28 protein-coding genes, 1 pseudogene and 1 riboswitch are annotated in these 25,372 nt (G+C 59.4%); of the genes and pseudogenes, 19 read left to right on the top strand and 10 right to left on the bottom strand.

Annotated features, from left to right (window positions below; genetic code table 11):
- Positions 1–184: 184 nt before the first annotated feature.
- Positions 185–1,087 carry a TIGR01777 family oxidoreductase gene (locus tag FX982_RS03890; RefSeq protein WP_172609713.1) on the top strand — a complete coding sequence of 301 codons (903 nt, stop codon included), beginning with the start codon at positions 185–187 and terminating at the stop codon, positions 1,085–1,087.
- Between the two features lie 14 nt (positions 1,088–1,101).
- Positions 1,102–2,130, top strand: a complete 1,029-nt coding sequence (gene hemH / locus FX982_RS03885) for a ferrochelatase (protein WP_172609712.1) — start codon at positions 1,102–1,104, stop codon at positions 2,128–2,130.
- Between the two features lie 210 nt (positions 2,131–2,340).
- Here hemH and FX982_RS03880 read toward each other — a convergent pair whose 3' ends face one another.
- Positions 2,341–3,621, bottom strand: a complete 1,281-nt coding sequence (locus FX982_RS03880; protein ID WP_037018282.1) for a uracil-xanthine permease family protein — start codon at positions 3,619–3,621, stop codon at positions 2,341–2,343.
- Complete coding sequence (gene upp, locus FX982_RS03875; RefSeq protein WP_122536186.1) at positions 3,621–4,259, bottom strand: uracil phosphoribosyltransferase; 639 nt, start codon at positions 4,257–4,259, stop codon at positions 3,621–3,623. Before upp ends, FX982_RS03880 begins: the two co-directional genes overlap by 1 nt.
- A gap of 197 nt (positions 4,260–4,456) precedes the next feature.
- Between upp and FX982_RS03870 the strand changes: the two genes are divergently transcribed.
- The 4 genes from FX982_RS03870 to FX982_RS03855 all read left to right on the top strand — a co-directional run bounded on the left by FX982_RS03870 (position 4,457) and on the right by FX982_RS03855 (position 6,757).
- Positions 4,457–5,014: a hypoxanthine-guanine phosphoribosyltransferase gene (locus FX982_RS03870; RefSeq protein ID WP_037018287.1), complete on the top strand. Its 558-nt coding sequence runs from the start codon at positions 4,457–4,459 to the stop codon at positions 5,012–5,014.
- A gap of 215 nt (positions 5,015–5,229) precedes the next feature.
- Entirely contained in the window at positions 5,230–5,715 is a 486-nt protein-coding gene (locus FX982_RS03865; protein WP_122536185.1) for a hypothetical protein, read from the top strand.
- 66 nt (positions 5,716–5,781) lie between these two features.
- On the top strand, positions 5,782–6,069 hold the full coding sequence (locus tag FX982_RS03860; RefSeq protein ID WP_122536184.1) for a PA4642 family protein: 288 nt from the start codon (positions 5,782–5,784) through the stop codon (positions 6,067–6,069).
- 226 nt (positions 6,070–6,295) lie between these two features.
- Complete coding sequence (locus tag FX982_RS03855; protein ID WP_172609711.1) at positions 6,296–6,757, top strand: hypothetical protein; 462 nt, start codon at positions 6,296–6,298, stop codon at positions 6,755–6,757.
- A 114-nt stretch (positions 6,758–6,871) separates the two neighbouring features.
- On the opposite strand, the gene mqo is transcribed toward FX982_RS03855, so the two are convergent.
- Positions 6,872–8,377 carry a malate dehydrogenase (quinone) gene (gene mqo / locus FX982_RS03850; protein WP_172609710.1) on the bottom strand — a complete coding sequence of 502 codons (1,506 nt, stop codon included), beginning with the start codon at positions 8,375–8,377 and terminating at the stop codon, positions 6,872–6,874.
- 732 nt (positions 8,378–9,109) lie between these two features.
- The gene (locus FX982_RS03845) at positions 9,110–9,343 is read right to left on the bottom strand and encodes a hypothetical protein (protein ID WP_172609709.1); all 234 of its coding nucleotides are present in this window, start codon (positions 9,341–9,343) and stop codon (positions 9,110–9,112) included.
- Positions 9,344–9,567: 224 nt separating this feature from the next.
- Here FX982_RS03845 and FX982_RS03840 point away from each other — a divergent pair, with 224 nt between their 5' ends.
- The gene (locus FX982_RS03840; protein WP_122536180.1) at positions 9,568–10,149 is read left to right on the top strand and encodes a YajG family lipoprotein; all 582 of its coding nucleotides are present in this window, start codon (positions 9,568–9,570) and stop codon (positions 10,147–10,149) included.
- Positions 10,150–10,250: 101 nt separating this feature from the next.
- Here FX982_RS03840 and FX982_RS03835 read toward each other — a convergent pair.
- Positions 10,251–10,453, bottom strand: a pseudogene (locus FX982_RS03835) (hypothetical protein).
- 140 nt (positions 10,454–10,593) lie between these two features.
- On the opposite strand from FX982_RS03835, the gene FX982_RS03830 reads away from it, so the two are divergent.
- The gene (locus FX982_RS03830; protein WP_172609708.1) at positions 10,594–10,863 is read left to right on the top strand and encodes a hypothetical protein; all 270 of its coding nucleotides are present in this window, start codon (positions 10,594–10,596) and stop codon (positions 10,861–10,863) included.
- 4 nt (positions 10,864–10,867) lie between these two features.
- Here the strand turns inward: FX982_RS03830 and FX982_RS03825 are convergent, their stop codons facing one another.
- Positions 10,868–13,936 carry an autotransporter domain-containing protein gene (locus tag FX982_RS03825; protein ID WP_438826313.1) on the bottom strand — a complete coding sequence of 1,023 codons (3,069 nt, stop codon included), beginning with the start codon at positions 13,934–13,936 and terminating at the stop codon, positions 10,868–10,870.
- A gap of 198 nt (positions 13,937–14,134) precedes the next feature.
- A complete protein-coding gene (locus FX982_RS03820) occupies positions 14,135–15,298 on the bottom strand; it encodes a 1-acyl-sn-glycerol-3-phosphate acyltransferase (RefSeq protein ID WP_172609706.1) in 1,164 nt (387 codons plus the stop codon).
- A gap of 214 nt (positions 15,299–15,512) precedes the next feature.
- Here FX982_RS03820 and FX982_RS03815 point away from each other — a divergent pair, with 214 nt between their 5' ends.
- The 4 genes from FX982_RS03815 (at position 15,513) to FX982_RS03800 (ending at position 17,625) form a co-directional block, all read left to right on the top strand.
- Positions 15,513–15,695 (top strand): CPXCG motif-containing cysteine-rich protein, encoded by a 183-nt coding sequence (locus tag FX982_RS03815; protein ID WP_172609705.1) that lies wholly within the window; start codon positions 15,513–15,515, stop codon positions 15,693–15,695.
- A complete protein-coding gene (locus FX982_RS03810; protein ID WP_122536174.1) occupies positions 15,695–15,955 on the top strand; it encodes a putative signal transducing protein in 261 nt (86 codons plus the stop codon). Before FX982_RS03815 ends, FX982_RS03810 begins: the two co-directional genes overlap by 1 nt.
- A gap of 51 nt (positions 15,956–16,006) precedes the next feature.
- Positions 16,007–16,651 (top strand): SOS response-associated peptidase, encoded by a 645-nt coding sequence (locus tag FX982_RS03805; RefSeq protein ID WP_172609704.1) that lies wholly within the window; start codon positions 16,007–16,009, stop codon positions 16,649–16,651.
- Positions 16,652–16,806: 155 nt separating this feature from the next.
- Positions 16,807–17,625 carry a M48 family metallopeptidase gene (locus FX982_RS03800; protein WP_172609703.1) on the top strand — a complete coding sequence of 273 codons (819 nt, stop codon included), beginning with the start codon at positions 16,807–16,809 and terminating at the stop codon, positions 17,623–17,625.
- A 171-nt stretch (positions 17,626–17,796) separates the two neighbouring features.
- Here FX982_RS03800 and FX982_RS03795 read toward each other — a convergent pair whose 3' ends face one another.
- From FX982_RS03795 to FX982_RS03785, 3 genes are all read right to left on the bottom strand, one after another.
- On the bottom strand, positions 17,797–18,381 hold the full coding sequence (locus FX982_RS03795; protein WP_172609702.1) for a TMEM165/GDT1 family protein: 585 nt from the start codon (positions 18,379–18,381) through the stop codon (positions 17,797–17,799).
- A gap of 89 nt (positions 18,382–18,470) precedes the next feature.
- Positions 18,471–18,591, bottom strand: a riboswitch (yybP-ykoY riboswitch).
- 40 nt (positions 18,592–18,631) lie between these two features.
- Positions 18,632–19,630 (bottom strand): class I SAM-dependent methyltransferase, encoded by a 999-nt coding sequence (locus FX982_RS03790; protein ID WP_172612972.1) that lies wholly within the window; start codon positions 19,628–19,630, stop codon positions 18,632–18,634.
- 97 nt (positions 19,631–19,727) lie between these two features.
- A complete protein-coding gene (locus FX982_RS03785; protein ID WP_172609701.1) occupies positions 19,728–20,693 on the bottom strand; it encodes a 2-hydroxyacid dehydrogenase in 966 nt (321 codons plus the stop codon).
- 88 nt (positions 20,694–20,781) lie between these two features.
- Here FX982_RS03785 and FX982_RS03780 point away from each other — a divergent pair, with 88 nt between their 5' ends.
- The 7 genes from FX982_RS03780 to FX982_RS03755 all read left to right on the top strand — a co-directional run bounded on the left by FX982_RS03780 (position 20,782) and on the right by FX982_RS03755 (position 25,333).
- On the top strand, positions 20,782–21,411 hold the full coding sequence (locus tag FX982_RS03780) for a LysE family translocator (protein WP_172609700.1): 630 nt from the start codon (positions 20,782–20,784) through the stop codon (positions 21,409–21,411).
- Between the two features lie 288 nt (positions 21,412–21,699).
- Positions 21,700–22,818 (top strand): hypothetical protein, encoded by a 1,119-nt coding sequence (locus FX982_RS03775; protein WP_172609699.1) that lies wholly within the window; start codon positions 21,700–21,702, stop codon positions 22,816–22,818.
- The gene (locus FX982_RS03770; RefSeq protein WP_172609698.1) at positions 22,811–23,716 is read left to right on the top strand and encodes an S-type pyocin domain-containing protein; all 906 of its coding nucleotides are present in this window, start codon (positions 22,811–22,813) and stop codon (positions 23,714–23,716) included. The genes FX982_RS03775 and FX982_RS03770 overlap by 8 nt, the downstream gene beginning before the upstream one ends.
- Positions 23,713–23,976 carry a bacteriocin immunity protein gene (locus tag FX982_RS03765; protein ID WP_172609697.1) on the top strand — a complete coding sequence of 88 codons (264 nt, stop codon included), beginning with the start codon at positions 23,713–23,715 and terminating at the stop codon, positions 23,974–23,976. Before FX982_RS03770 ends, FX982_RS03765 begins: the two co-directional genes overlap by 4 nt.
- Positions 23,942–24,133 (top strand): HNH endonuclease signature motif containing protein, encoded by a 192-nt coding sequence (locus FX982_RS24660; RefSeq protein WP_367948767.1) that lies wholly within the window; start codon positions 23,942–23,944, stop codon positions 24,131–24,133. The genes FX982_RS03765 and FX982_RS24660 overlap by 35 nt, the downstream gene beginning before the upstream one ends.
- Positions 24,123–24,386: a bacteriocin immunity protein gene (locus FX982_RS03760; RefSeq protein WP_172609696.1), complete on the top strand. Its 264-nt coding sequence runs from the start codon at positions 24,123–24,125 to the stop codon at positions 24,384–24,386. The genes FX982_RS24660 and FX982_RS03760 overlap by 11 nt, the downstream gene beginning before the upstream one ends.
- Positions 24,387–24,430: 44 nt before the next feature.
- Positions 24,431–25,333: a hypothetical protein gene (locus FX982_RS03755; RefSeq protein ID WP_172609695.1), complete on the top strand. Its 903-nt coding sequence runs from the start codon at positions 24,431–24,433 to the stop codon at positions 25,331–25,333.
- Positions 25,334–25,372: the final 39 nt, after the last annotated feature.

Genomic DNA, 25,372 nt, shown 5'->3' with positions numbered 1-25,372 from the left:
CGCTGACAAGTCTGACGCTTTGCTTCAATCGTTCAACTGCACGATCGGGCTGTCCTAACGAACAGCGAGGGAGTGGATCACGCCAAGGTGACCTAGAGTTGAGTGATCACTCCGCACACGAGCTCATGGCTTGTGAAGAAATAGACTCCGCAATTGCGATGAACGCCACGTAAGGAACTCAGTCATGCACATCTTGCTGACCGGCGGTACAGGCTTGATAGGGCGTCGTTTGTGTAAGCACTGGCTCGCACAGGGCCATCAGTTGACGGTCTTGAGTCGCAAACCCGATGAGGTGGCGCGGCTCTGCGGCGCCAATGTTCGCGGAATTGCACACTTCGATGACATTGGCACTCAACACGTCGATGCGGTGGTCAACTTGGCCGGCGCGCCCATCGCCGACCGCCCCTGGACTCGCAAACGCAAAATACTGCTGTGGGACAGCCGCATTACCCTGACCGAGCAACTCGTCACGTGGCTTGAGCGCCGCGAGCAGAAACCTGACGTACTGATTTCCGGCTCGGCGGTGGGCTGGTATGGCGACGGCGGGGAGCGCGAGCTCGACGAAAATGCGCAACCGGTCAGTGAGGATTTCGCCAGTCGCCTGTGCATTGCCTGGGAAGAGACCGCGCAACGTGCCGAAACCTTGGGCATTCGCGTGGTGCTGGTGCGCACCGGTCTGGTGTTGGCCGATGAAGGCGGCATGCTGCAACGACTGTTGCCGCCATTCAAGATGGGCATGGGCGGGCCGATCGGCAACGGACGCCAATGGATGCCGTGGGTTCACATCGAAGATCAAATCGCCCTGATTGATTTTCTGATGAGTCGGGACGATGGCCGAGGTCCTTATAATGCCTGCGCGCCATCACCGGTTCGCAACCGGGATTTTGCCAAGACCCTTGCGTCCGTGCTGCATCGCCCGTCATTCATGCCGATGCCGGCCGTTGCGCTCCGAGTGCTGCTGGGCGAGCTGTCGATCCTGCTGCTGGGCGGTCAGCGCGCCCGGCCAGACCGTCTCCAGGAGGCGGGTTTCACTTTCCGATTCACTGATCTGCGTGCGGCCCTGGAAAACCTTCTGGGCCGCCACTGACATCAAGGTGTTGCATGACCGATCACGCTTTATTGCTGGTTAACCTGGGTTCGCCAGCGTCCACGTCGGTTGCCGACGTGCGCCGCTACCTCAATCAGTTTCTGATGGACCCTTACGTTATTGACGTGCCGTGGCCAGTGCGTCGCCTGATCGTCTCGCTGATTCTGATCAAGCGCCCGGAGCAGTCGGCCCACGCATACGCCTCGATCTGGTGGGACGAGGGTTCGCCGCTGGTGGTGCTGAGCAAGCGACTTCAGCAGGCCATGGTCAATGAGTGGAAACACGGACCGGTCGAGCTGGCGATGCGTTATGGCGAGCCTTCGATTGAGACCGTGCTCACCCGCCTGGCAGCCCAGGGCATTAAAAAGGTCACCCTGGCGCCGCTGTATCCGCAGTTCGCCGACAGCACCGTGACCACGGTCATCGAAGAAGCCAAACGCGTAGTGCGTGACAAAAAGCTGAACTTCGACTTTTCGTTGTTGAAGCCGTTCTTCAATCAACAGGAATACCTCGACGCCCTGGTGGCGAGCGTGCGGCCGCATTTGCAGCAGAATTACGATCATCTGTTGCTGAGTTTTCACGGCCTGCCCGAGCGGCATATCACCAAGCTCGACCCGACCGGCAATCACTGCTTCAAGAGTGGCAACTGCTGCGAAACGGCGTCTCCAGAAGTTCTGGCGGTTTGCTACCGCGCGCAGTGCATGCGTTCATCGGCAGAGTTCGCCAAGCTGATGGGGATTCCCGATGGCAAGTGGTCGGTGTCGTTTCAGTCGCGACTGGGCCGCGCAAAATGGATCGAACCCTACACCGAGCCGCACTTGGCCGAACTGGCGGCTAAAGGCGTGAAGAAGCTGCTGGTCATGTGCCCGGCGTTTGTCGCGGACTGCATCGAGACGCTGGAAGAGATTGGCGACCGGGGTGCCGAGCAGTTCAGGGAGGCGGGGGGTGAGGAGCTGGTGCTGATTCCATGCCTGAACGACGACCCGAACTGGGCGAAGGCGCTGAATACGCTGTGCGAAAAGGCTCCGGCGATGGTGGTGTAATAACCCGAGCCTAGCTTTAACGTAGATCCCCGTGGGAGCGAGCTTGCTCGCGAATGCGTCTGTTCAAGCGGCATTGATGAACCTGATGCGCCGCCTTCGTGAGCAAGCTCACTCCCACAGTTTCGGCGCCGCAAATCTAAGCTATCCCTACAGAATCCCAAAAAAAGGGGGCATCACGTGAGTGATGCCCCCTTTCATTACGCTTCAGAACTACGGCAACTGATCATCCAGGTGCTTGTTCTTCCACGCGTCATTCCCCGGCAGGATCAGGTTCAGCACAATCGCGGTCACGGCGCACAGCGCGATGCCTTTCATGCCGAAATCGTCAGGGCCGTTGCCGGTGCCGATCAGCACGCCGCCAATGCCGAACACGAGTGTGACGGACACGATCACCAGATTACGCGCTTCGGCCAGATCAACCTTGTGGCGGATCAGCGTGTTCATGCCCACCGCAGCAATCGACCCGAACAGCAGGCACAGAATCCCGCCCATGACCGGCACCGGAATGCTTTGCAGCAACGCGCCGAACTTGCCGATGAAGGCCAGGGTGATGGCGAAAATCGCCGCCCAGGTCATGATCTTCGGGTTGTAGTTCTTGGTCAGCATCACCGCGCCGGTGACTTCGGCGTAGGTGGTGTTGGGCGGGCCACCAAACGCGCCGGCCACGGTGGTTGCAATGCCGTCACCCAGTAGCGTGCGATGCAGGCCAGGCTTTTTCAGGTAATCGCGTCCCGTCACGCTGCCTACCGCAATCACGCCGCCGATGTGCTCGATGGCCGGGGCCAGTGCCACCGGGACGATGAACAGAATCGCCTGCCAGTTGAATTCCGGCGCCGTGAAGTGCGGCAGTGCCAGCCAGGGCGCCGCAGCAATTTTCGCCACATCGACCACACCGAAGTAAAACGACAGCGCAAAACCCACCAGCACGCCGGAGATGATCGGCACCAGGCGGAAGATGCCTTTGCCGAACACCGCAACGATCAACGTCGTCAGCAGCGCCGCCATCGAAATGATGATGGCGGTGTTGTACGGGATCAGTTCTGCTGCGCCATCACCCGTCCGGCCCATCGCCATGTTGGCGGCAATGGGTGCCATCGCCAGACCAATGGAAATGATCACCGGGCCAATCACCACCGGCGGCAGCAGGCGGTCGATGAAGCCGGTGCCTTTGATCTTCACGGCCAGACCCAGGAAGGTGTAGACGAAGCCCGCTGCCATGACGCCGCCCATGGTTGCAGCAAGACCGAACTGGCCCTTGGCGAGAATGATCGGGGTGATGAAGGCAAAGCTGGACGCGAGGAAGACCGGCACCTGACGGCCTGTCACCACCTGAAAACACAGGGTGCCCAAGCCTGCCGTGAACAACGCGACGTTGGGATCGAGGCCGGTGATCAGCGGCATTAATACCAGTGCGCCGAATGCCACGAACAGCATCTGCGCGCCCGACAGGATCGTGCGCCAGAGTGGGTCGTTGAACTCATCCGGCTTCATCAGGCGTCCTTCTGCTTGGTGCCGAAAATCTTGTCACCGGCATCGCCCAGGCCCGGGATGATATAGCCGTGTTCGTTCAGTTGTTGATCGATGGACGCGGTGTAAATGTTGACGTCCGGGTGGGCCTGCTCGACGGTGGCGATGCCTTCCGGCGCAGCCACCAGGACCATGGCGCGGATGTCGCGGCAACCGGCTTTTTTCAGCAGGTCGATGGTGGCAACCATGGAAGCGCCGGTGGCAAGCATCGGGTCGATGATCAGCGCCAGACGCTGGTCGATCTCGGGAGCGAGCTTTTCCAGGTACGTGTGGGCTTCGAGGGTTTCCTCATTGCGTGCGACGCCCACGGCACTGACCTTGGCGCCGGGGATCAGGCTGAGCACACCTTCAAGCATGCCGATGCCCGCCCGCAGGATTGGCACCACGGTAATCTTCTTGCCGGCGATCTTCTCGACCTGAACCGTGCCGGCCCATCCCTGGATGTCGTAGGTTTCCAGCGGCAGATCCTTGGTCGCTTCGTACGTCAGCAGCGCGCCGACTTCTTGAGCCAGTTCACGAAAATTCTTGGTGCTGATATCGGCACGGCGCATCAGGCCGAGCTTGTGGCGGATCAGCGGATGGCGGATCTCACGAATGGGCATAGGGGGAAGGCTCCAGCGGGCGGGCAAAAAAAACGGCTTAGATTAATCTATTCAGCTGTAACTTGTCCTGACGGTTAGGTTCGCGCGTCGAGATTTATGGAACGGCAGTGCAACGTTAGTCCAGAAACACTTGCCCTGATGTCGGCGGATGCGTACCTTTGCCCGCTTTTCCTTACACAGCCCCCTTGGAGAGCGTCATGTCCGCTGATCTCGAGCATATCCGTCAAGTCATGCGCGAGGCTGACTGCCTTTACAACGAGGCCGAAGTCGAAGCCTCCATCGCCCGTGTCGGCGAGCAAATCAATGGCGTGCTGGCCGACCGTAACCCGGTGGTGTTTTGCGTCATGAACGGTGGCCTGATCTTCGCCGGCAAGCTGCTCACTCATCTGAATTTCCCCCTGGAAGCGTCCTACCTGCACGCCACCCGCTATCGCAACGAAACCAGCGGCGGCGACCTGTTCTGGAAAGCCAAGCCTGAAGTCTCGTTCATCGACCGCGATGTGTTAATCATTGACGACATCCTCGACGAAGGCCACACCCTCGGCGCGATCATCGACTTCTGCAAACACGCTGGCGCGCGCGCTGTACACACCGCCGTGCTGATCGACAAGGACCACGACCGCAAGGCGCGGCCTGACCTGAAAGCCGATTTCGTCGGCCTGCCGTGCATCGATCGCTACATCTTCGGTTATGGCATGGACTACAAAGGCTACTGGCGCAACGCGGCCGGGATCTATGCCGTCAAGGGCATGTAAGGCAAGCATCATCATATTGTGGGAGTGAGCTTGCTCGCGAATGCGTCGGGTCATTCGCCATCGGTGCTAACTGACTCACCGCATTCGCGAGCGAGCTCGCTCCCACAAATGCCACATCCAACAACGAAGATTTCGGGTCTTGCAGGGACCGGAGAGTGTGGGGGGCGGCAGGGCTCCACATGCTAGAGTGCCCCCCATTTTTTCGGGAGGTGCCCATGCCGTTATCTGTTCGAAGTACCGCTGCGTTGATGTTGCTGTTGACGCTGCCACTCCCCGCACTCGCCGAACCCATGCACGCGCAATACTTGCCGCCGGACGAATTGTCCGTGCGCGAAGGTGAACCCGAGCAGCAGCAATTGCTGCAGATCACTGAGTATTCGGTGGTGGTGGGCAGCCAGCGTCAGTCCAATCAGCAACCGATTCCTGTCACCTCGCCGCTGATTCTGCGGCTGAAAGGCAAACCCATGAACAAGGGCGCGACGATCGCCGACGTGCTGATCCACTTCGACGGCGAAAGCAAAAGCCTGAAGAAACCGACCTACGACGAGCCTTCGCGCACGCTGACGCTCTACTACCCGGCGACGCAATACCGGGTGTTCGTGGATTTGCTGCGTAACGAAAAGGTCTACTGCCAGTTCCTCAGCTATGCCAACGGTCACGTCTGGGCCGACCTGCACACCGGCAGCGTACGCGCGCGTTGAGCCCGCGACCGGGCGGGGGGTAAACTGCCCGCCCGTGAAATGTCCGCAAGTCAGTTGGAGTCAGCAATGCGTAAAGATAAGAAGCAGGTGATTGGCGATGAAATCGGCGACGCCCAGATCAAGCTGTTCCTGGATTTCGAACCGGTCGATGCCACGTCGCCGTCGCTGCACAAGCTGATCAAGGCCTACCGTGGCCTGCGCATCGATGACTTCGGACGTTTTCTGACGTTCTTCAAGGAGGCCGGTTACGACCTCGACGGCAAAGACGAGCACGGCAATGACTTCGTTACCCTGATCAGGGATCAACGTAACGCCGATGAATACATCGAATTGATCGAGAAGGCGAAAGGCTGAATCGCGCAATTTCCGGGCGCCATCCTTCGGCGCCCGATGCTCCCTTCGTACGAGAGCAGCCGCCTGCTCCCGCGCCGTAACCACGCAATCGAAAGACCCTTCCTACTGCATGCCTCGGCGTTTGCGACTACCGAAAGCGGCACGCTGCATCATACTCAGCCCTGTGACGAAGTTCACAGAACCGCGAGCAGGACGCTCGCATTGATGAATGAAGGGAATTCATGACATGAAAAACGTAAAGACTTGCTTTACCCGCACCATCGCCGCCATCGCAATGATGGTCGCAGCAGCATCCGCTCAGGCGGCTTACCCCAAAAAAATTCAGCTCAACATGGAAATGTGGAATCAGACAGGCATCGACCTCGCGCTGGTATGGGCCAGCTGGGCCAAACCCAATGCTGATTACACCGGTTATGGCTTTGCGGCTGACGCACCCACCGCGTCTGTGTCCATCCCGCTGAAGAACCCGCGCAATGATTCTGCGAGTTTCCGCGTGAGCGGGCAGGGCAAAATCTGCGAGTTCACGGCAGCGCACGCAGTCACGTTCAGTTGGGTCTCGATCACCCCGGCGCCGGAGAAATCCGCAACGGGCAAATCGATCGGGACCGTACCGGCAGAGTGCACCGCATCGGTGACCAAAGGCACAAACTCGATGCAGGCGTATTCCGTCCGATTCGTGATGAAGTGATGTTGAAGCTGCGAAACTGCTTTCCGGCCCAAGCCGGTACCTTAGTGCAAAAAGAAAACCCCGCCTGATAGGGCGGGGTTTTCCATTAGAGCTTTTTTTGGAGCAACCCAACGATCAGGCGAAAGTGGCTGTTTCGCTGTTCGGCACCAGGTCCAGGCTGGCATCGCTCTGAGCGCTGATGCGTTGGTACAGCTGCGCATCGGTTTCCAGGGCCTTTTCGCGAGCCGGGAAGATCTCGTTCAGCTTGGTGGCCCACTCGGTGCGGGCTTTGTCCGGGAAGCAACGCTCGATCAGATCCAGCATGATCGAAACCGTCACCGAAGCGCCCGGCGAGGCGCCCAACAGTGCGGCAAGGGAACCGTCCTTCGCCGACACCAGCTCAGTCCCGAACTGCAAAACGCCGCCTTTTTTCGGGTCCTTTTTGATGATCTGTACGCGTTGACCGGCCACTTCCAGACGCCAGTCTTCGGCTTTCGCCTCCGGGTAGAAACGGCGCAGAGCATCGAGCCGCTGTTCCATCGACTGCCGCACTTCGCTGATCAGGTACTTGGTCAGGTCCATGTTGTCGCGGGCCACCGCCAGCATCGGCGCGATGTTGGCCGCTCGGATCGACAGCGGCAGGTCCAGCAGCGAACCGTGCTTGAGAAACTTGGTGGTGAAGCCGGCGTAAGGACCGAATAGCAGGGACTTTTTGCCGTCGACGACGCGGGTGTCCAGGTGCGGCACCGACATCGGTGGCGAACCCACCGCTGCCTGGCTGTACACCTTGGCCTGGTGGCGCTTGACCACTTCAGGGTTGTCGCAACGCAGCCACTGGCCGCTCACCGGGAAGCCGCCGAAGCCCTTGCCTTCTTCAATGCCAGACATCTGCAGCAACGGCAGTGCCGCGCCACCCGCGCCCAGAAACACGAATTTGGCGTCGATGTCGCGGGTGCTGCCGTTGTTTACGTCCTTGATGGTAACGGTCCAGCCGTCACCCTCGCGGCTCAGGTCGGTGACGCGTTTGCAGTATTTGACCTGCGCATCGGGCGCCGTTGCCAGGTGCTTGAGCAGCATGTTGGTCAAGTTGCCGAAGTTGACGTCGGTGCCATGCATGACCCGGGTCGCGGCGATGGGCTCATCGGCGGGACGGCCGGGCATCATCAGCGGCATCCATTCAGCCAGTTTGCTTTTGTCTTCGGTGTATTCCATCGAGGAGAAGGCATGGTGGGTGCGCAGCGCTTCGTAACGCTTCTTCAGGTACGCCATGCCTTTTTCGCCCTGAACGAAGCTCAGGTGCGGAACCGGCGTGATGAACGAACGGGAGGAGCCGAACGTGCCTTTGCGCGCCAGGTAGGCCCAGAACTGCCTGGAGACCTCGAACTGGGTGTTGATGTGAATCGCTTTTTTGGTGTCGATCGAGCCATCGGCCGCTTCCGGCGTGTAGTTCAGCTCGCACAGCCCGGCGTGGCCGGTGCCTGCGTTGTTCCAGGGGTTGGAGCTCTCTGCCGCACCGGAATCCATCAGCTCGACGACTTCAATCTTGAGGTTCGGGTCCAGCTCTTTGAGCAGTACGGCAAGGGTGGCACTCATGATGCCCGCCCCGACCAGCACTACGTCGACTGCTTCGTTATGCGCCATTAACGCGTCTCCAAAATCTGCAGCACCAAATTGACGGCATGCGTTCCCGTAGTCAGTCGCCGGGTTCGGGCGGCGCGGTGTTCGCGCAGTGCCTCGTTCAACCCGGCCGGGATCGCCATGTCCGATTCTTCGCAATTTTTTGCATCTTCAGCGGACGCCACCGAACGAGCCTGGTTGATGCTTTTATAAGGGAAGCATGAACGCATTTTTCGGCCCGTACAGCCATTCGACTATCGTCAAGACGTCCGGTTGTGCAACCAAATCCGTAGCGGACAGGCTTCAGGCTCTTTTGACGGAGACAGCGTTGCGGTCGGTCCTTTGCAAGGGGGCTGGGTCAGACGCTAACGGTGCATTTACAAACGCGAAACTATTCATTTGCTTGCCACACTCTTGTGAAGTTGTGAAAACCCGTTTTTTTCACGCTCTTTTGGAGACGCGACCTCAAAAAGGGCTGCGCGATGGCAGCTCTGCAGATCAGGTTCATACGCGATGTGAGGCAAGAACTGGCGAAGGACGTTCGGATTAATCGACGATCCGGCGTCTGCGCTGCGGCCACATCGGGCTGCACATGTCTGTGTGGAAGGCTCTCTGTGGGCGATACGGAGGAATCGATAGTGGCTATCGACGATGCTGCGAGGCCCGATCAGGAGACGTCCTTATAATCGGGGGAAGATTATAGCGATGAAACGGGCAGAAATGATCCAGGAAAAATGACTTTTATTCGTCTTTCGGTCAGATGCTGAGCATATGTCGGGCGGTAATCGCACGTGACCGGGGAGTCACTCGGGCGCTGGCGGGGAGTGGGCGCTGCAGCCAGCACAGCTTTGCCTCGTGGACTTCGACCCAGCCCTGACCACAGGGCGTTTCGGCGCAGTGCTTGAACGCCAGGCAGATGCCCTGCTGGTCCAGACGTGCATAGTGACGATGACGGCGGCGCAACGAGAACAGCGACCAAAGAAAGTCCATGGCAGGACTCCTTGCTGGAGAGTTGAAAAAAGTATGGCCGGCGGGCATGACATCGCTGTGACGTTGCGATTGCGCAATTGTGTTGATTTCGAGCAGGTGAGCCATCGCGCGCCCTCGCCGGAACCGGCGCGATGGCACTCTGTCGTATCTTTACCCTAGTGAGCGGCCTTGGGAGGTCGCTATACTGCGGCACATTTTGTGCCTTGGCCCATGGAGAAATGAGCATGTTGCGTCGCGTTCTGTTCGGTTTGCTTGCCGCTGGCAGTCTGACCCTGGCGGGCTGTGCCCACAGCCCGCAATCCCTCACCCCGGAACCCAAGCTGAACGCTCAACTCGCACCGGTCGGTCACGGTCAGCAAGTGGTCGTTCGGGTAGTTGACGGTCGTCAGTCGCAGACGCTGGGCACCCGCGGTGGCCTGTACCCGGAAACCAGCTCGATCACGGTCAACGGCCAGCAGTTGTTGCCAAGGTTGCAGGCCCAGGCTGAAGCGGGCGTGCGGTTGCTCGGTTTCACGCCCGTGCCGAACGGTAGTGGTCCGCAGTTGACCGTTACCCTGGCCGACCTGAAGTATCAGTCGCCGAAAGAAGGCCTGTACGTCACCGAAGCCAACATCAGTTCCACGTTCCGCGCTGACGTTCAGAATGGCGGTCGTAACTACAGCGGCCGTTACGCGGCTTCGATGGATCAACGTTTTGGCATGGCGCCGAATGAAGAGACCAACACCAAATTGATCAGCGACGTACTCAGCGACGCGCTGACTCGCCTGTTCCAGGATCAGACGATTGGCCGCACCCTGGGCCAATAAGCTTAACGCCTGGTTCTGATGTGCAAAAAAGCCCCGGTTTCGCGAGAAGCCGGGGCTTTTTTCATTCAGCGGGGTCGCTCGGGATTCGCAATGCCGGAGGGTCAAGCCGCCTGATAGAAGTCCAGAAAACTGAAACCGGTCTGCAGATCCATTTCCGGCAGATCGTATGCGCATGACCGCCAAGTGCGCAATACACCAGCCAATGCCTGTCCTGGACGTTGAACGCCAGTGCGTCGATCAATGCTTCCTGTTCGTCGCTGGGGGCGATGAGGTAAAGGCGGTCCTGGTTGTGGGCGTGCAGCATGACGCTCTCCGTGGCGGTGGGTCGGTTTGAGGTCCCACACAGTGCCCGGTTCAGGTGACGTTAAGGTGACAGCGACTAGTGTGAGCGGCAGATCCAAACTGAGTCTGCGGCGCCCATTAATCCGGCGTCATCGAGGCACCATGTCGCTTATCCATCACGCCCCCGGTCTCGCCATCAACCTCTGCGCCTTGCTTGCCGCCGGCCCCGGCATCTGGCTGCTGCACACCACACGCACTCGGGAGCAGCGAGAGATGGCCCATTTGCACCATCTCACCGAACAAGCCCCGATCGACGAACCCATGCACCTGATGGATGTACCCACCTTGCGCATGATCCGCCTGAGCTACCGCTTCGGCACTGCGTGTCTGGCGTTCGCGCTGCTGTTGTCGTGGGTGAGCACAAAGCTGTGATCGTTTAGAAAGCCAGCGTCACCCGCGCATTCAACGTCTGATCCGACGCATCGCTGCTTACCTGTCCGTTGTAACTCAGCCCGACACTCAACGTGTCGCTCAAACCCAGATCGACACCCGCGCCCAGCACCGCTGCGTTGCGGGCAATCGGTGCGCCGGAGAGCTCGAAAGTGTCGCCGCCGCTGAAGGCCGCGCGGCTCTCTGGCGTCACGTCGCCGTAGGCACGACGCCAGCCCAGTGTCGCGTTGGGTTTGATCGCGACGCTGCCCGCATTCAAGCGAGTGGCGGCACGCAGGCCGAGGGTGCTGAAGGTGATGTTGTTGTCCTGAGACTTGTTCTCCAGCCTGATCGCGTTGCTGTTCTCGTCGAAGGAATCGGTGTCCAGTCGCACATGCGCGAGGTTGGCGAAGGGCTCAAGTTGCGCATTGCCCAGTTCGATGGCGTAACCCAGTTCGCCAAACACCTGATTGGTCGCCGCGTTGTAATCTTCCTTGAAACGCTCGGAAGCACCCGGCAAGTCCAGCGTGCGCTTGGCCGTCAGCTCGTGCCAGGTGCGGACCGCGCCGAGGCGCAGACCCAGTTGGCCCCACTTGGCGCCCGCATAGACGCCCAGATGGTAGTTGTCGCTGTCAGTGGAGCCGGAGGCATGGCGCAGGTCGAAGCTGCTGTTGCTGAAACCGGCCAGCGCACCCACGCGCCAGGTCTCGTCGAGCGGCACGTCAGCGCCGAACAGCACGCCGCTGGTGTGCGTGTCGAGGCCCGACACATCACCGGTGCTGTCGGTTTTGCCGGTCGCGCCGATGGCTTGAGTCCACACCACGCCACGGGAATCATCTCCTGGGAGGGTCTGTGTCGTGCTGCCCAGTGCCGCTGCCGACTGCGCTTGCTGCAAACGATCGTTCACCGCGTTGCGCACTAATCGGCTGTCTTCGATCAGTGCGGATTGGGTCGACGCATGCAGCTCGTTGGACAGCGCCTTGAACGTGGCCTGCGCGGTCGACGCGTCGTCCTGCACCACCTGACGCCAGAGCGCGTTGCCTGCCCCGGCGCTGTCCAGCCCTTGAGCGACGGCTCGGGCATTGCGGGTCGTCGCCAGGCTGGCGAAGGTTTGTGCGTTACGATCCAGCGTCAGCCCGACATCGGTCGCCGTGTAGCTCAGCGTCGGGGTGAGGAAGGCGTAGTTGGTTTGCACGTTGGCAAACGCACCAGTGACGCCACCGGCTGCCGAGAGAATCGAGTAACGGCTGGCGGCCAGCCAGTTACCGCCTTCAACCAGCGAAAGCGTACTGTTGTTGAGCGTCGCGCGGCCGCTGGCGACGATACGATCGGCATTGCCGTTGGCGTCCGATTCGACTTGATAGACCGAGCCCTGAGCAAGGTTGACGTCGCCGTTGACGTTCAGTTGCCCGACCGAGTTACCCGGTGCAACCACGCCGCCCTGAGCGACATTGATGCCGCCAACGGTGCCGTTGCCACCCAGCGTTGCGCCTTGCTGCACGCTGACGATGGAGTTGCCCAGGTTACCGTTGACCGCCAGCCGACCCGCTTGCACCGTCGTGGCGCCGGACAGGCTGTTGTTGCCGGTCAGGTTCAGCGAGCCGACGCCACGTTTGATCAACGCACCGTTGCCCGTGAGAGTATTGGAGAGGGTGTCGTTGGTTGACTGATCGACGACCAGCGTCCCGTTGTCGGTGATCGTTCCGCTACCGAACGCCTTGGCATGGCCGGTCAGCACGCCACCGTTGATCACCGTGCCGCCCGAGTAACTGTTGTTGCCGGTCAGCATCAGGTTGCCGCTGCCGTTCTTGATCAGCGCGCCGCTGCCGCTGATGTCGTTGCGCCAGGCATCAACGGCGTTATAGCCGCCGAGGCTGGCGTTCATGTTGACCGTCACGTTGGAATTGAACGCCGCATAACCATCCCCCGCTGCGAACAGGTTCAGACGGCCGTAGCCGCCTGACTGATCGATCACCGCATAGCCGGACGAAATCTCGGTGGTCGCCAGTATCTCGCGGCGCTGACTGGCGTCCAGGTACGGGAAGCGGGTTTCCAGCAACACTTCGGCGTTGGTCGGCACCACGGCGGCCAGGTTGGTCGGGCCCACCGGATCGAAGCCGTAGGTCATGCGCGAAGTGAACAGCGCCTTGTCCTGAGCGTGTTGAGACGTGCGATCTGTCGCCGGGTCGATGGTGGCCATGCAATTGTTGACGTCACCGCCGCACTGCGCCGTGAAATAGGTCAGGGCCTGTGCGCGAGCATCGGCGCGCAGTTGCGAGTTGGCCGGATTGGAGAGGTTGTCGATGGCGAAATAGGATGCGGTGATGCGCCCGCCCATCACGTCGAACGGCGAATGCATGCCGGCTTCAATGCGGTTGTCGCCAATTTCCGAGGCGCGCAGCATCAACTCGCTGAAACGCTCGGGAATGGCGTACGCCAGTGCGTAGGAAGACAGGTACGCGGCATTGGTATGGCCGCTGGGGAAACCCGAGTCGCTGGCCGGCGTGGTGCTTTCTGCCGGGCGCAGGGAAGGCGCCACCACGAAGGCCAGACTCTGACCGTCCAGACTCTGCCGCCATGGTCGCGGATATAAATAGTGGGATTTGGCCGGCGTGGTCGAGGCGTCGTTGCGTACGGCGCTGACAAGGTCTACGACTTTGCCCAGCGCCGAAGACGAACTGCCTGCGCCGTTGCCTTTGTCGTCGTATTTGACGGTTCTATTGCTGTCGTCGAACTGCGTGATGGTCGTGAAGGCGCCGGCACCTGCCTTATAGGCGGCGCTCAACGAGCCGAGGCCGCTGATGGCGCTGTAGCTCTGGTCACGGCGGTCATCGAAGTAGGCAGCGGTTTCCTGCGCGAGGGTCCGGGCGTTGGCGCGGTCGACCACGATTTGCAGGTTGCGCCTTAGCAGACTCTGACCCAGGGCGGTCGGTGTGCCCGTGTCCCAGGTCGCGCCGGTTGTCCACAAGGTGTCGAATCCGGAAAGGAGGTCAACGCCGTTGAGGGTGTCGTCTCCCGCACGGCTCGCCGCCTGAACCGACACGGCGAGCATTGACAGTGCCAGGGAGGACACCATGACACGGGCAACCTGATTGCTGGATCGCATAGCGTACGCCTTCACTCGTTTGGATAGGCGACGACCTTAACGAGCGAGTCTTACGCTTGAGTGTGTCAGCAGTGACACATTTGTGAAGGCCGGTCTCGGCAACAACGGAGGGCGCACAACAAAAAACGGCGCTTCGAGAGCGCCGTTTTCGTTGAAGAGACGGGGGCCTTAAAGCGGCAAGCCCGCCTTCACCCGGTACTGATTGCGTACCGGCATGGCGTATTGCTGAATCAGAAACGGACGGTGCTCGGCGGGGCAGCCATTGAGTCGGCGCTGCCATTCATCCTCCGCACGTTCCAGCTCGTCCGTCGGGAACACCTCGGCGGCCTTCGGCACCTTGAGTTCGGGCTCGGCGTCGGCCCACTGCGCATACGCCAGGTAATGCACCGGGAACAGTCGATAGCCGCCGAGGATCTGTCGGTCCATTTCGATAGCCAGCAGTTTGGTGTCCTCGAACAGCTCGGTGATCGGCGGGGCAAAGTTCACGTGCACGCGGCCTTTATAGCCGGTGATCCCCAACGCAATGCTGACATCGTCCTCGCCCGGCACTTTGGTGTAACTGCCGGTGGTGGCGCGGATGTACAGCTCCCGCGCCTTGGCGTGATCGCACGGGTCGTATTCATAGCTGATCGAGACTGGCGTCAGGTTCAACGATTGGATGACTTCGCCAAACGGCTCGTCCTTGCGGCTCATGTGGAACATCTTGAGGATGGCCGATTCGGTGCGGTCGTCGCCGTCTTTGGCGCGGCCTTCGGCCTGGGCGATCCAGATCGACTGGCAGTCATTGCGGATGGAGTGGTTGATGTACGCCGACAGCAACTGGTAGGCCGCCATCTTCTCCCGTCGCCCGATGATCGAGCGGTGCACGATGAAGCTTTTGTTCAGGCGCATCAGGTCGCTGACAAAAGGCTTCTGCAGCAGGTTGTCGCCAATGGCAATGCGTGGTGTCGGCAGACCCGCGTGATAGACCGCGTAATTGACGAAGGCCGGGTCCATCACGATGTCGCGGTGATTGGCCAGAAACAGGTACGCCACCCCGGACTTGAACTGCTCGACGCCGGTGTAGGTCACACCGTCAGTGGCGCGTTCGATGGTGTGATCGACGTAATGTTCGACCTTGTCCTGCAGGGCCGCGACAGTGTCGATACCGGCGAACTGGCGACGCAGCTTGCGCGCGATGGCCGGCTGCAGAATCCAGCCGAGGGAGCCGGCCAGACGCGGAAATCGGAAATGCGTGAGGATCGCGAGGAACGCCTTGTCACCCAGCAGCCGATCAAGCACGGCTTTTACTTCGGTGTCGTCGTATGGTCGGATGGCATCGAATTCGCCCATCATGCTCTCTTGTCGGAAACGGCTAAGGTAAAGGAGGTCGAGTCCGGTGCCGCAGCGAGTCACGACACCGCAGGCGTGGTGCCTGGGCGGCGGCCGCTCGATAAAGCGGCTTCGCTGAAGATGTCGACTCAGGCTGGTGCCCGGATGCTGAGGAATAAAGCTCGACCGGCAAACAAGTCGGCGATTATACGCAAAACTGTGCCCGGAGACTGCGATGCAGGAAATACAGGATTACGACTGCCCTTATTGCGGCGAAGCGGTGGAGGCGGTGCTGGATATCTCCGGCGGCGATCAGACCTACATTGAGGACTGCCCCGTCTGCTGCCGGCCGATCATCTTCAGTCTGCAGACCGACGGGGAAGAGTGGGCGCTGGACGTCCGCAGCGAGAACGAGTGATGCGCAAGATTTACGAACCCGAACACCTGATGGAAGGCGAGCTGCTGCAGTCCATGCTGGCCAGCGAAGGCATCGAGTCCCACATCACCGGGCGTCATCTGTTGGGCGCTGTTGGGGATTTACCGGCGTTCGGGTTGCTGGGCCTCACGGTCGAGGATGACCAGGCCGAGCGCGCGCGTCTGTTGATCACCGAGTACAATGCCGCCTTTCCGCTGCCCGGTGACGAGCCAGACAGCTACCCCGATGTGTTGCTGTGCTGAATCCGGTTCGCGCGCGCCTCATTCGCTTTCAAAAAGAGTTGTGCTGAACCCATGTGTGGACGCTATGCCCTGTTTCGTTGGTCGCCTGCCTTTGCGGCCCTGTCCGGATTCCCGAGCGACCAGCAAGCGCAGTGGAATATTTCTCCTGCCGCTTCTGTGTTGATGGTTCGGGCAGCACCGGGCGAGGTCGAGGCGGGCGGGGAGCGCGGACGCGAAGTGGCGCGGGCGCGTTGGGGGCTGACGCCGCCCTGGCTGACCGACATGTCGCGCACACCGGCCCATGCCCGCGCTGAAACCGTGGCCGAGCAGCCGATGTTCAAGCAGGCCTTTCGCGAACGACGCTGCCTGCTGCCGGCCAACGGTTTTTACGAATGGCGTGGCAGCGTCCGCAAGCGGCCGTTCTGGCTGACGCCGGCGGAAGGATCGACGCTGTATTTCGCGGCGATCTGGGAAGCCTATCCCGTCGAAGGCCACACCTACCTGAGCGTTGCCGTGGTCACGCAGTCGGCCATGAACCAGCGTCGCCCGTTGATTCTCGACGAAGAAGGGCAGCGCGCCTGGCTTGCTGCGGACTGCCCGCTGATCACCTTGCAGGCCTTGCTCGCCGCCCCGCAGACGCAACTGCGCGAGCGGCCTCTGGCCAATCTGGTGAATGATCCGAAGCTCAACGCACCGGAATGCCTGACCCCGTTGTAATCCGCTCTGGCTCGGTTCAAATCGTCATTCCGTTATTTCGCTGCCGTTACACAGGCGCGATTTGCTTGCGCCTTTTTACATGGCAGACGGCTGGCATCTGGTGCTCAGCCTGCGTATTGCCTAGGATGGCGCGATTGTTTCAATGGAGATACGAGATGCGCAGGATTTTTGCTCTTTGTGGCGTGACGGCAGCGTTGCTGGTTGCCGGGTGTCAGGCGGTCAATACCACCACCGGCGATTCGGTGGGTGTCGAGCGCAAGCAATACATGTTCAGCATGCTGTCGACTGATGAAGTCAACCAGATGTACGCCCAGTCTTATCAACAGACGGTCAGCGAAGCGTCATCCAAAGGCGTGCTCGACAACAGCAGCGCCGAGGGCAAGCGCGTTCAGGCCATCGCCAAGCGACTGATCGCCCAGGCGCCGAAATTGCGGCCCGACGCGGCGCAGTGGCAATGGGACGTCAACCTGATCAAGAGCGACGAGCTGAACGCCAACTGCGGTCCTGGCGGCAAGATCATCGTGTACAGCGGCCTGATCGATACGCTGAAACTCAGCGATGACGAACTGGCAGCGGTCATGGGCCACGAAATCGCTCACGCGCTGCGCGAACACGGTCGTGAAGCGATGTCCAAGGCCTACGGTGTGCAGATGGCCAAGCAGGGTGCCGGTGCCTTGTTGGGATTGGGGCAGGACAGTCTGGCGTTGGCCGACACCGTGGTCGATTACAGCCTGACGCTGCCGAACAGCCGCGCCAATGAAAACGAGGCGGATTTGCTGGGCCTCGAACTGGCGGCTCGCGCGGGTTACAACCCGAATGCCGCGATCACGCTGTGGCAGAAGATGGAAGCCCAAGGCGGCGGGTCGCAGCCAGAATTCATGAGCACCCACCCGGCCTCGTCCAACCGGATCGCCTCGTTGCAGGCAGCGATCCCGAAAGTGATGCCGTTGTATCAGCAGGCACCGAAGGGCTGATCAGCGCCTGATCTCGATAGGTGTGAGCTTGCGCGGCGTTTTTCGGAACGGGTTGGTACATGAAATTCGGTAGGAGTGAGCTTGCTCGCGATCATCAATTGTCGCCGCGTATCTGCGGAGCGATAAGGGCATCGCGAGCAAGCTCACTCCTACAGGGGTTATCGTTAGCGCCTACACCCAGCCGCTGATCTGCATCGCCTTGTACACCGCAACGATCGCCAGAATGAAAAACGCCCCCGCTGCCAGACGACGGATCAGCGTCAGCGGCAGTTTCTCCGCAGCGAAATTCCCCGCCAGCACCACCGGCACGTTGGCCAGCAACATGCCCAGCGTTGTGCCGATAATCACCAGCCACAAGTTGGAATACTGCGCCGCCAGCATGACCGTGGCGATCTGCGTCTTGTCGCCGATTTCCGCGATGAAAAATGCGATCAGCGTGGTCAGGAAGGGGCCGAACTTGCGCCCGGTATTGGCTTCGTCGTCGTCCAGTTTGTCCGGAACCAGCGTCCACAGCGCCGTGGCGGTAAAGCTCGCTGCAAGAATCCAGTGCAGGACGGAATCCGAGAGGTAGCTGCTGAACCATGCGCCGACGGCCCCGGCCGCGGCATGGTTGGCCAGCGTGGCTGCGACAATCCCGGCGATGATGGGCCAGGGCTTGCGGAAGCGAGCGGCGAGAACGAGTGCGAGGAGTTGGGTCTTGTCACCGATTTCAGCCAGTGCGACGACGGCGGTGGGGACCAACAGGGATTCCAGCATCAGGGTTTTCCTAAGGGGCGGGTCAACACGGCTATGACACGTACAACCTCCCCGCCCCGGGTCAGGATGTTCGTGTCATAGGTCTTGTCAAACCACCGATCCGTCTGAGCGGATCTGGGGTCGCACGCACCATGGTCTGAGGACCAAGTATGTTGATGCGTGCCGGACGAGCATGGCGCTCGTGGGAGACTACTCCCCTAGGACGGTGCGGATTCTGCCTAGCCGTTTGCCGTTCGGCAAGCGCTAATTATCACGCACGTTTCGCGCGGTAAATCCGGAAACCCTGGCCCTCGGCCATGATTGCGCACGGTCCGAGATGCGACTCGATGATCGGCTGATAGCGCAGAAAGCTGTTGGCTACCAACCGTAGTTCGCCCCCCTTTCTCAGATGTTCACGCGCTTTTTTCAACAAGTTTTCGGTTGCGGCGTAGTCGGTGTGCACACCGGTATGGAACGGCGGATTGGTCAGAATCACGTCCAGGTCGTTCGGCGCGGCGTCAATTCCGTTGCCGGTCATGACGTCGGCTTCAAGACCATTGGCCGCCAGGGTCAGCCGGCTGCTCGCAGTGGCAAACGCATCGACATCCAGCATCGTCACATGTGTTTCGGGGTAACGACGTTTCACCGCTGCACCGAGAACCCCAGCGCCGCAGCCGAAATCCAGCAAATGCCCGGCGGGAAGCCGGTCAATGTTTTCCAGCAACAGAGCCGAACCGCGGTCCAGACGGCCGTGGCTGAACACGCCTGGCAGACTCACCACCTTCAACGTGCCGCCATCGACTTCGATGTCGAAACGTTTGGCCAGGCTATCGAGTTCAACGGCTGGCGGAGGCGTTTCGACGGTGACTTGCCAGAGCTGGCAATGCCGGGCGCTGTCGAGTTTGCGCGTGCGCCCGAACGGGCTCAGCTGGCGGGCGGCGGCTTCAATGCCACCGCGTTTTTCGCCCACCAGAAACAGCTCACGTCCGGCCAGGCGGGAAGCGAGCGCGTTAATGAGGTAATCAGCGAGGTCGCGGGCCTTGGGCAAAAACAGCACCGCAGCTTCGAAGTGTTCGGTCGGTGCTTCGGTGCCGAAGTGCACACGCTCTGGAAACCGCGAACCGAGGGTGTCGAAGTCGCCAGCGTGCCAGCTCCAGCCGCGTGCATTGGGCAGCGTGCTCATCAAGTCGTCGGCGGGGAGGCCGGTCAGCAACAAGGAGCCCTGAAACAAATCGGCCTGCCGGAGTAACACTTCACTGCGCGGGTCCATCATCGGCTCCTCGAAAAAAAGGGCGAAGTTTAACAGGCCTGCCACGCCGCGCACCTGCCCTGTGCGGCGGATCGGCGGGCCTGCGAAGCGCTGCGTGTCAGCTCACGACCCTGACCGGTTTGCCTTCATAAAACGCCAGAGCGTTTTCGTTGATCTGACCGACGATGCGCTGCCGCGCCTCCTGACTGCCCCAGGCGCTGTGGGGCGTGATGATCAAACGCGGAATATCGCCCGACAGTAGCGGATTACCGTTGACCGGTGGCTCGACCGTCAACACGTCGGTGGCAGCGCCGCCGAGATGGCCGTTGCGCAGGGCATCGGCCAATGCCTGCTCATTGATCAAGCCACCCCGCGCGGTATTGACGATGAAGGCTTTCGGTTTCAACAGGCTCAACTCGTGGGCGCTAATCATGTCCCGAGTATCGTCGTTGAGCGGGCAGTGCAGCGTGAGGGCATCGACCTGTGGCAGCAGCTCGTCCAGCGGCACGCGGTCGGGTCGTGCCGGGCGGCCGGGGATCTGACCCGATAGAACGCGCATCCCGAAAGCTTCGGCCAGCTTCGCGACAGCGCCACCCAGCTCGCCATGACCCAGCAGCCCTAGCGTTTTGCCTTCCAGTTCCACAATAGGGAAGTCCAGCAAGCAGAACTGCTTCGATTTTTGCCACTGGCCCAGATGAATGGCCTGTTGATAATCCGGCAAGCGGGTGGCCATCGCCAGCAGCAACATCAGCGTGTGCTGGGCGACGGAAGGGGTGCCGTAGCCCTGACAGTTGCTGACCACCACGCCATGCTTGCGCGCTGCATCGAGGTCGACGTTGTTGACGCCGGTGGCGGTCACCAACACCAGTTTAAGATTCGGGCAGGCGGCGAACGTGGCGGCATCGATCATGACCTTGTTGGAAATGGCCACGTCGACGTCCTTCAAGCGCCCGGCCACCTGATCGGTTGTGGTGCTGCCATGAAGCACCAGTTCGCTGAAGGTTTCACGCCACGGCGCGAGGTCGAGATCCCCCAGATCCAGGGAGGAGTGATCCAGGAAAACTGCTCGGCGTTGACTGGGCATCAGCTGTACCTTTTGCTCGGTGGGTGGGAAGCGTAATGTGACGAGCCTACCAGAGCCTGCCGCTCGCCATAACGCCTGGAGAACTCCGATGTACTGGACGGAATTTTTAACCGTTGCCTTGATTCACCTGCTGGCCGTCGCCAGCCCCGGTCCGGATTTCGCCGTCGTCGTACGCGAAAGCGTGACCCACGGGCGCAAGGCCGGCACCTACACGGCCATGGGCGTGGGCACCGCGATCTTCCTGCACGTCGGCTATTCGCTGCTGGGGATTGGCTTGATCGTTTCGCAGTCCATCGTCCTGTTCAATGCCTTGAAATGGGCAGCGGCGGCGTATCTGATTTACATCGGTATCAAAGCGCTGCGCGCTAAACCTGCCAGCGCTTCGGACGCGCCCGTGGACATCGCCAAAGGCGAGCGCACTGCCCGCGGCGCCTTCACGGCGGGGTTCGTCACCAACGGGCTCAACCCCAAGGCAACGCTGTTTTTCCTGTCACTGTTCACCGTCGTGATCAACCCGCACACGCCAATGCTGGTTCAAGCCGGCTACGGGGTTTACCTGGCATTCGCGACCGGTGCATGGTTTTGCCTGGTGGCGCGCCTGTTCAGCCAGCCTCGGGTCCGCGCGGGTTTTGCGCGGATGGGGCACTGGTTTGATCGGGCGATGGGTGGCGTGCTGGTTGCGCTGGGTTTGAAGCTGGCGCTGACGGAAATGCATTGATTTTGATGTGATGGTCTTTTGCGGCATCACGCTCAAAGGTGAATGCCAGGGATCGCGATGCGATCGAAGAAGGCTTCTACAATTGCTAGGTAACCCGTTTTAAAAATATACCCGCCTTAACGGCGGGTTTTCTTTGTCCGTGCGTTTTATTCCGATGCGAAAAGGGTAGGGCTCGTAGTGCCGCGCCCTATATCACAAAAAATAAAAAAATCTCCATAACTATGTATTACCTGACTTCAGAGGGATGAGCGTTACTTGGTTGCCATACAGACAAAAAGGAGAACCTGTATGAGCGACACCGAAGAAAAAAATATTGTAGTCAATCGAGGGATACCTCTTGGTAATCCTTACGGCTCTGGCGGGGGACTTCGACCCTCCCGTGATGGATGGAGCATTGGATGGGGTGGTGGCAGAGGCGGTGAGGGTGGCAGAGCCGGGACGTTGTCTGGCTCCAAACGTCGCCGTCTGCGCATTCGCGATAAGCGCCGCCGCGCACAGGAAGCGCGTCAGCGAGCTGAAGCTGCCCGGGCCAAGGCAGCCGCTGAATTGCAGGCTCAAAAAGAAGCTCATCAGCAATCCATTTCTGACGCTGAGGCACGGGTTCGAGCCCAAGCTCACGCTGAGGCTGAGCAAGAAGCCAGAAGGGAGGCGCAAGCTCAAGCTGCTATGGCTGCGGCAAACGCTAGAGCCGAGCAAGAGCGTCAAGCAGCGGCTCACCGTCAAGCCCTGGAATCTTTACCTCTCGCGCAAGCAACTCGAAAACGTGAGCTTGATCTTCAGCACGATCACAATGTAGCCGCACTGCCTGTCTCGCTCATGTCCGAACTCGGCGAAGACAGCTCGTTATACGACGCTCAGCGTCAACAGCCACTGAACGCAATACTTGAGCATAAAGCCCGGATTAACTACTTGATCGCCCAAAAAAAGGCGGCTTCTGAAAGTAATCGTCAGAGCTCGCATGCTTTTACTGGGGGTGATCCTCTTCAAATAACCAGCGAACACTACGGAGCAATCTTACAAAGTCGAAGCGTTAGTGCAGAACAGGCTTTTCAGACTCACCAAGCGTGGAGTCTTGCCTATGAGCAGGCGCTTGAAGCCGACTTGCACGCAAAAGCAGTTACTCAGTTGCTCGATAAATCTGCGGCGCTTTCAGAACACTATGCCGAGCAAGCCTGGAAGACGCGTAACTCCGTAGCTAATGACGAGACTCTGGTCTTAAAGCATGCCACTGAAGCGAGCCGACTCTGGTCGATGGTGGCAGGACCGAATGCTCCAACGCAGAATTTCCCCAATGCGGCTGAAACAGCCAAAGCTATTGCGCAAAAGCTGTTCACCCGACAGGCAGCCAAGGCACTAGGGGCGGTCTTTACCGCAACTCGCTTTACTTTATCCAACCGAGTTGGCTGACGGTGAACTCGCGCCCTCACTGATTGCTTCGCCTGCGTCGGAGATTGGGGTCTCTGGCAATGTCGACCTCAATTTCATCGCAGGCCGCGTTGGAACAGTTGACGTTACCCACCGGTTAAGGATTGAGGAGGTTGAAGGGGAACTAAAAACGGTCTGGGCTGAAGCCGACGGTTTGATGGTCAGCTCCAAAGTCCGTGTGCGAACGTTCGTCTATAACTCGAGCACCAAAGCGTATGAATTTAAACAAGACGGCGCAGACCGGCCGGCTCTGATCTGGACACCCGCGGTTAGCCCGGAGAGCAGTTCTACTGCTTTGCCGGCCGATGATTCCAAGGGCCCTGAATATTCCGGGGCTGCTATTTTGCCCGTTTCGGAGCAGCTTGGACGTTTCCCGACTTATGACATAGAGGACTTCGAGGACTACATACTTGTCTTCCCGGCGGACTCGGGTCTTCCGCCTGTGTATGTCATGTTCAACAGCCCCAGGTATTTGCCAGGGGTTGTGAGCGGTTTCGGTGGCGATATCGATCCCCAGTGGGAGACCAAGGCCTCGGCCGGGCTCGGATCGCCAATACCCGCAGTGGTTGCGGATGCCCTCAGAGGTAAGGAGTACGCTCAGTTTCGAAATTTCAAGCGTGCTATCTGGCGGGAGATGTCAAAGCATGCAGAGATTACCCAAGGCATGAGCGAAAGAAATATAAAATTAATCAAACAGGGTAAAGCCCCGATTGCCCCCAATGCGGAGCAAAAAAACGGACGAAGGTGGTATGAAATCCATCACATTTCCTTGATTTCAAAAGGCGGAGATGTTTACGGAATCGATAATTTAGGAATCAACACCCCAGCGCAACACGATAGGATTCATCAAGAGATTCGTAAGAATGAGGAACGTCCATGAAAAATCACACGATTGAAGATATGACTGAAGACGAATTTCTGGAATTGGTTAAAAAAGTATGCAGCGGTGATTACAGAACTGAATACCAACATGGTCAAGCGATTGGAGAGTTTCAACGTTTGAGTGAACATCCCGACGGCTCCGATTTGATTTACTACCCCAAACCCGATGCTGATGATTCTCCGGAAGGCATCTTGGAGGAAGTGAAGCAGTGGCGGGCTGCTAATGGTAAAGCTGGGTTCAGACCTTCGTCTGATTGACTGGCGATCTACAGTCAAACTCGAAATACATCACGTTGTTCCAATCTCACAGGGAGGAGATGTGTACGGCGTTGATAATTTAAGACTCAATACCCCAGCTAACCACGACGCAATCCACAGAGATTTACGTAATGAGGGACGTAACAATGAACGCTGAAACGATTCAAGGGATCACCGAAGCAGAGTTTCTAGAGCTCGTTAGAAAAATCTGTGTTGTGGACTACAAAACTGAGTATCAGCACACCGAAGCGGTAATGACTTTTGAGCGCCTCGGCGAACACCCCGATGGCTCCGATTTGATCTACTACCCCAAGCCCGATGCTGATGATTCTCCGGAAGGAATAGTAAAAGAAGTCAAGGCCTGGCGAGCAGCTAATGGTAAGGCTGGTTTCAAGTCGGCGTCTGATTGACTACCAATTGGGCATCTCCATATTTATTTAAAAGGAATTTATCAATGGCTCATTACACAGTGTTACTTCAGCAGCTGCCAGGCTCAATCCAGAGCGAAGTTATCGCTCATTTAGGCTCAACAACTGGAATGTCTGATCTTCAGATTGTTGAGCGGTATCGTGACGCTGCATTGCAACTGAGAGCAGCCAAGCTTGCGTCTATTCCCCCTTATGCCCCTGGGGAGCGTGACGATGCAGGGCATCTCACCTTGGATCAGTTCAATAGCATGGTAGGGGCGGATCTTTCATTTATGTCCGCCCCCCTTGTAGAGGTGCATCGCCAAATCATTGCTAGTGAGGTTGTTTGGTATTTGAGCAACTTCATCAATCAGCTTTCGTCCACACATGCGCAAATGATTGAGGCAGCCCGCCAAGAGGCTCAGCGACGGGCTGAGGAGGCCGCGCGCCAACTTGCTCAGCAACAGGCAGAGGAAGCAGCTCGCCAGCTGGCGCGACGACGAGCGGAGGAGGCAGAACGCCTCCACGCTCAACAGCTCGCGGAGCAACAAGCCCGCGAGCTTCAGGAGCGTCGGGCGAAGGAGGCTGCTGAAGTGGCCGCCCGCCAGCTTGCCGAGCAACAGGCCGAAGCTGCGGCTCAAGCACTGATTAATCAGCGAGCCCAAGAATCAGCGTTGCGAGAAGCCCGACTGGCGACAGAGTTAGTAGCGGCTACCAGGGAGCCCATTCCACAAACACGCTCGGATGGAAGCGGTGAACCAGAAGATGACCTTGCTGACAGCCAAGCGCTTCGCCATTTGCTTTTTGTTCCAGGTCCACTGGCGATGGCGGAAGTCGAGCGCGCCACTGTCGTGCTTAAGCAACGGATTGATGCTCCGGTGGCTGAATATGCATCCTCAATCGGGCCTTACCTGACCACGCCGAGCATGTCGGCCAGTCTCGCCCCTTGAGGACTTAATGGCCGGCTAGCTGCTCCCAAAAAGACCAAA

The organism is Pseudomonas graminis (genome assembly GCF_013201545.1).
Classification (GTDB): Bacteria; Pseudomonadota; Gammaproteobacteria; order Pseudomonadales; family Pseudomonadaceae; genus Aquipseudomonas.
Note: the sequence above shows the minus strand (reverse complement) of the source record. Positions and strands in the feature narration are given on the sequence as shown.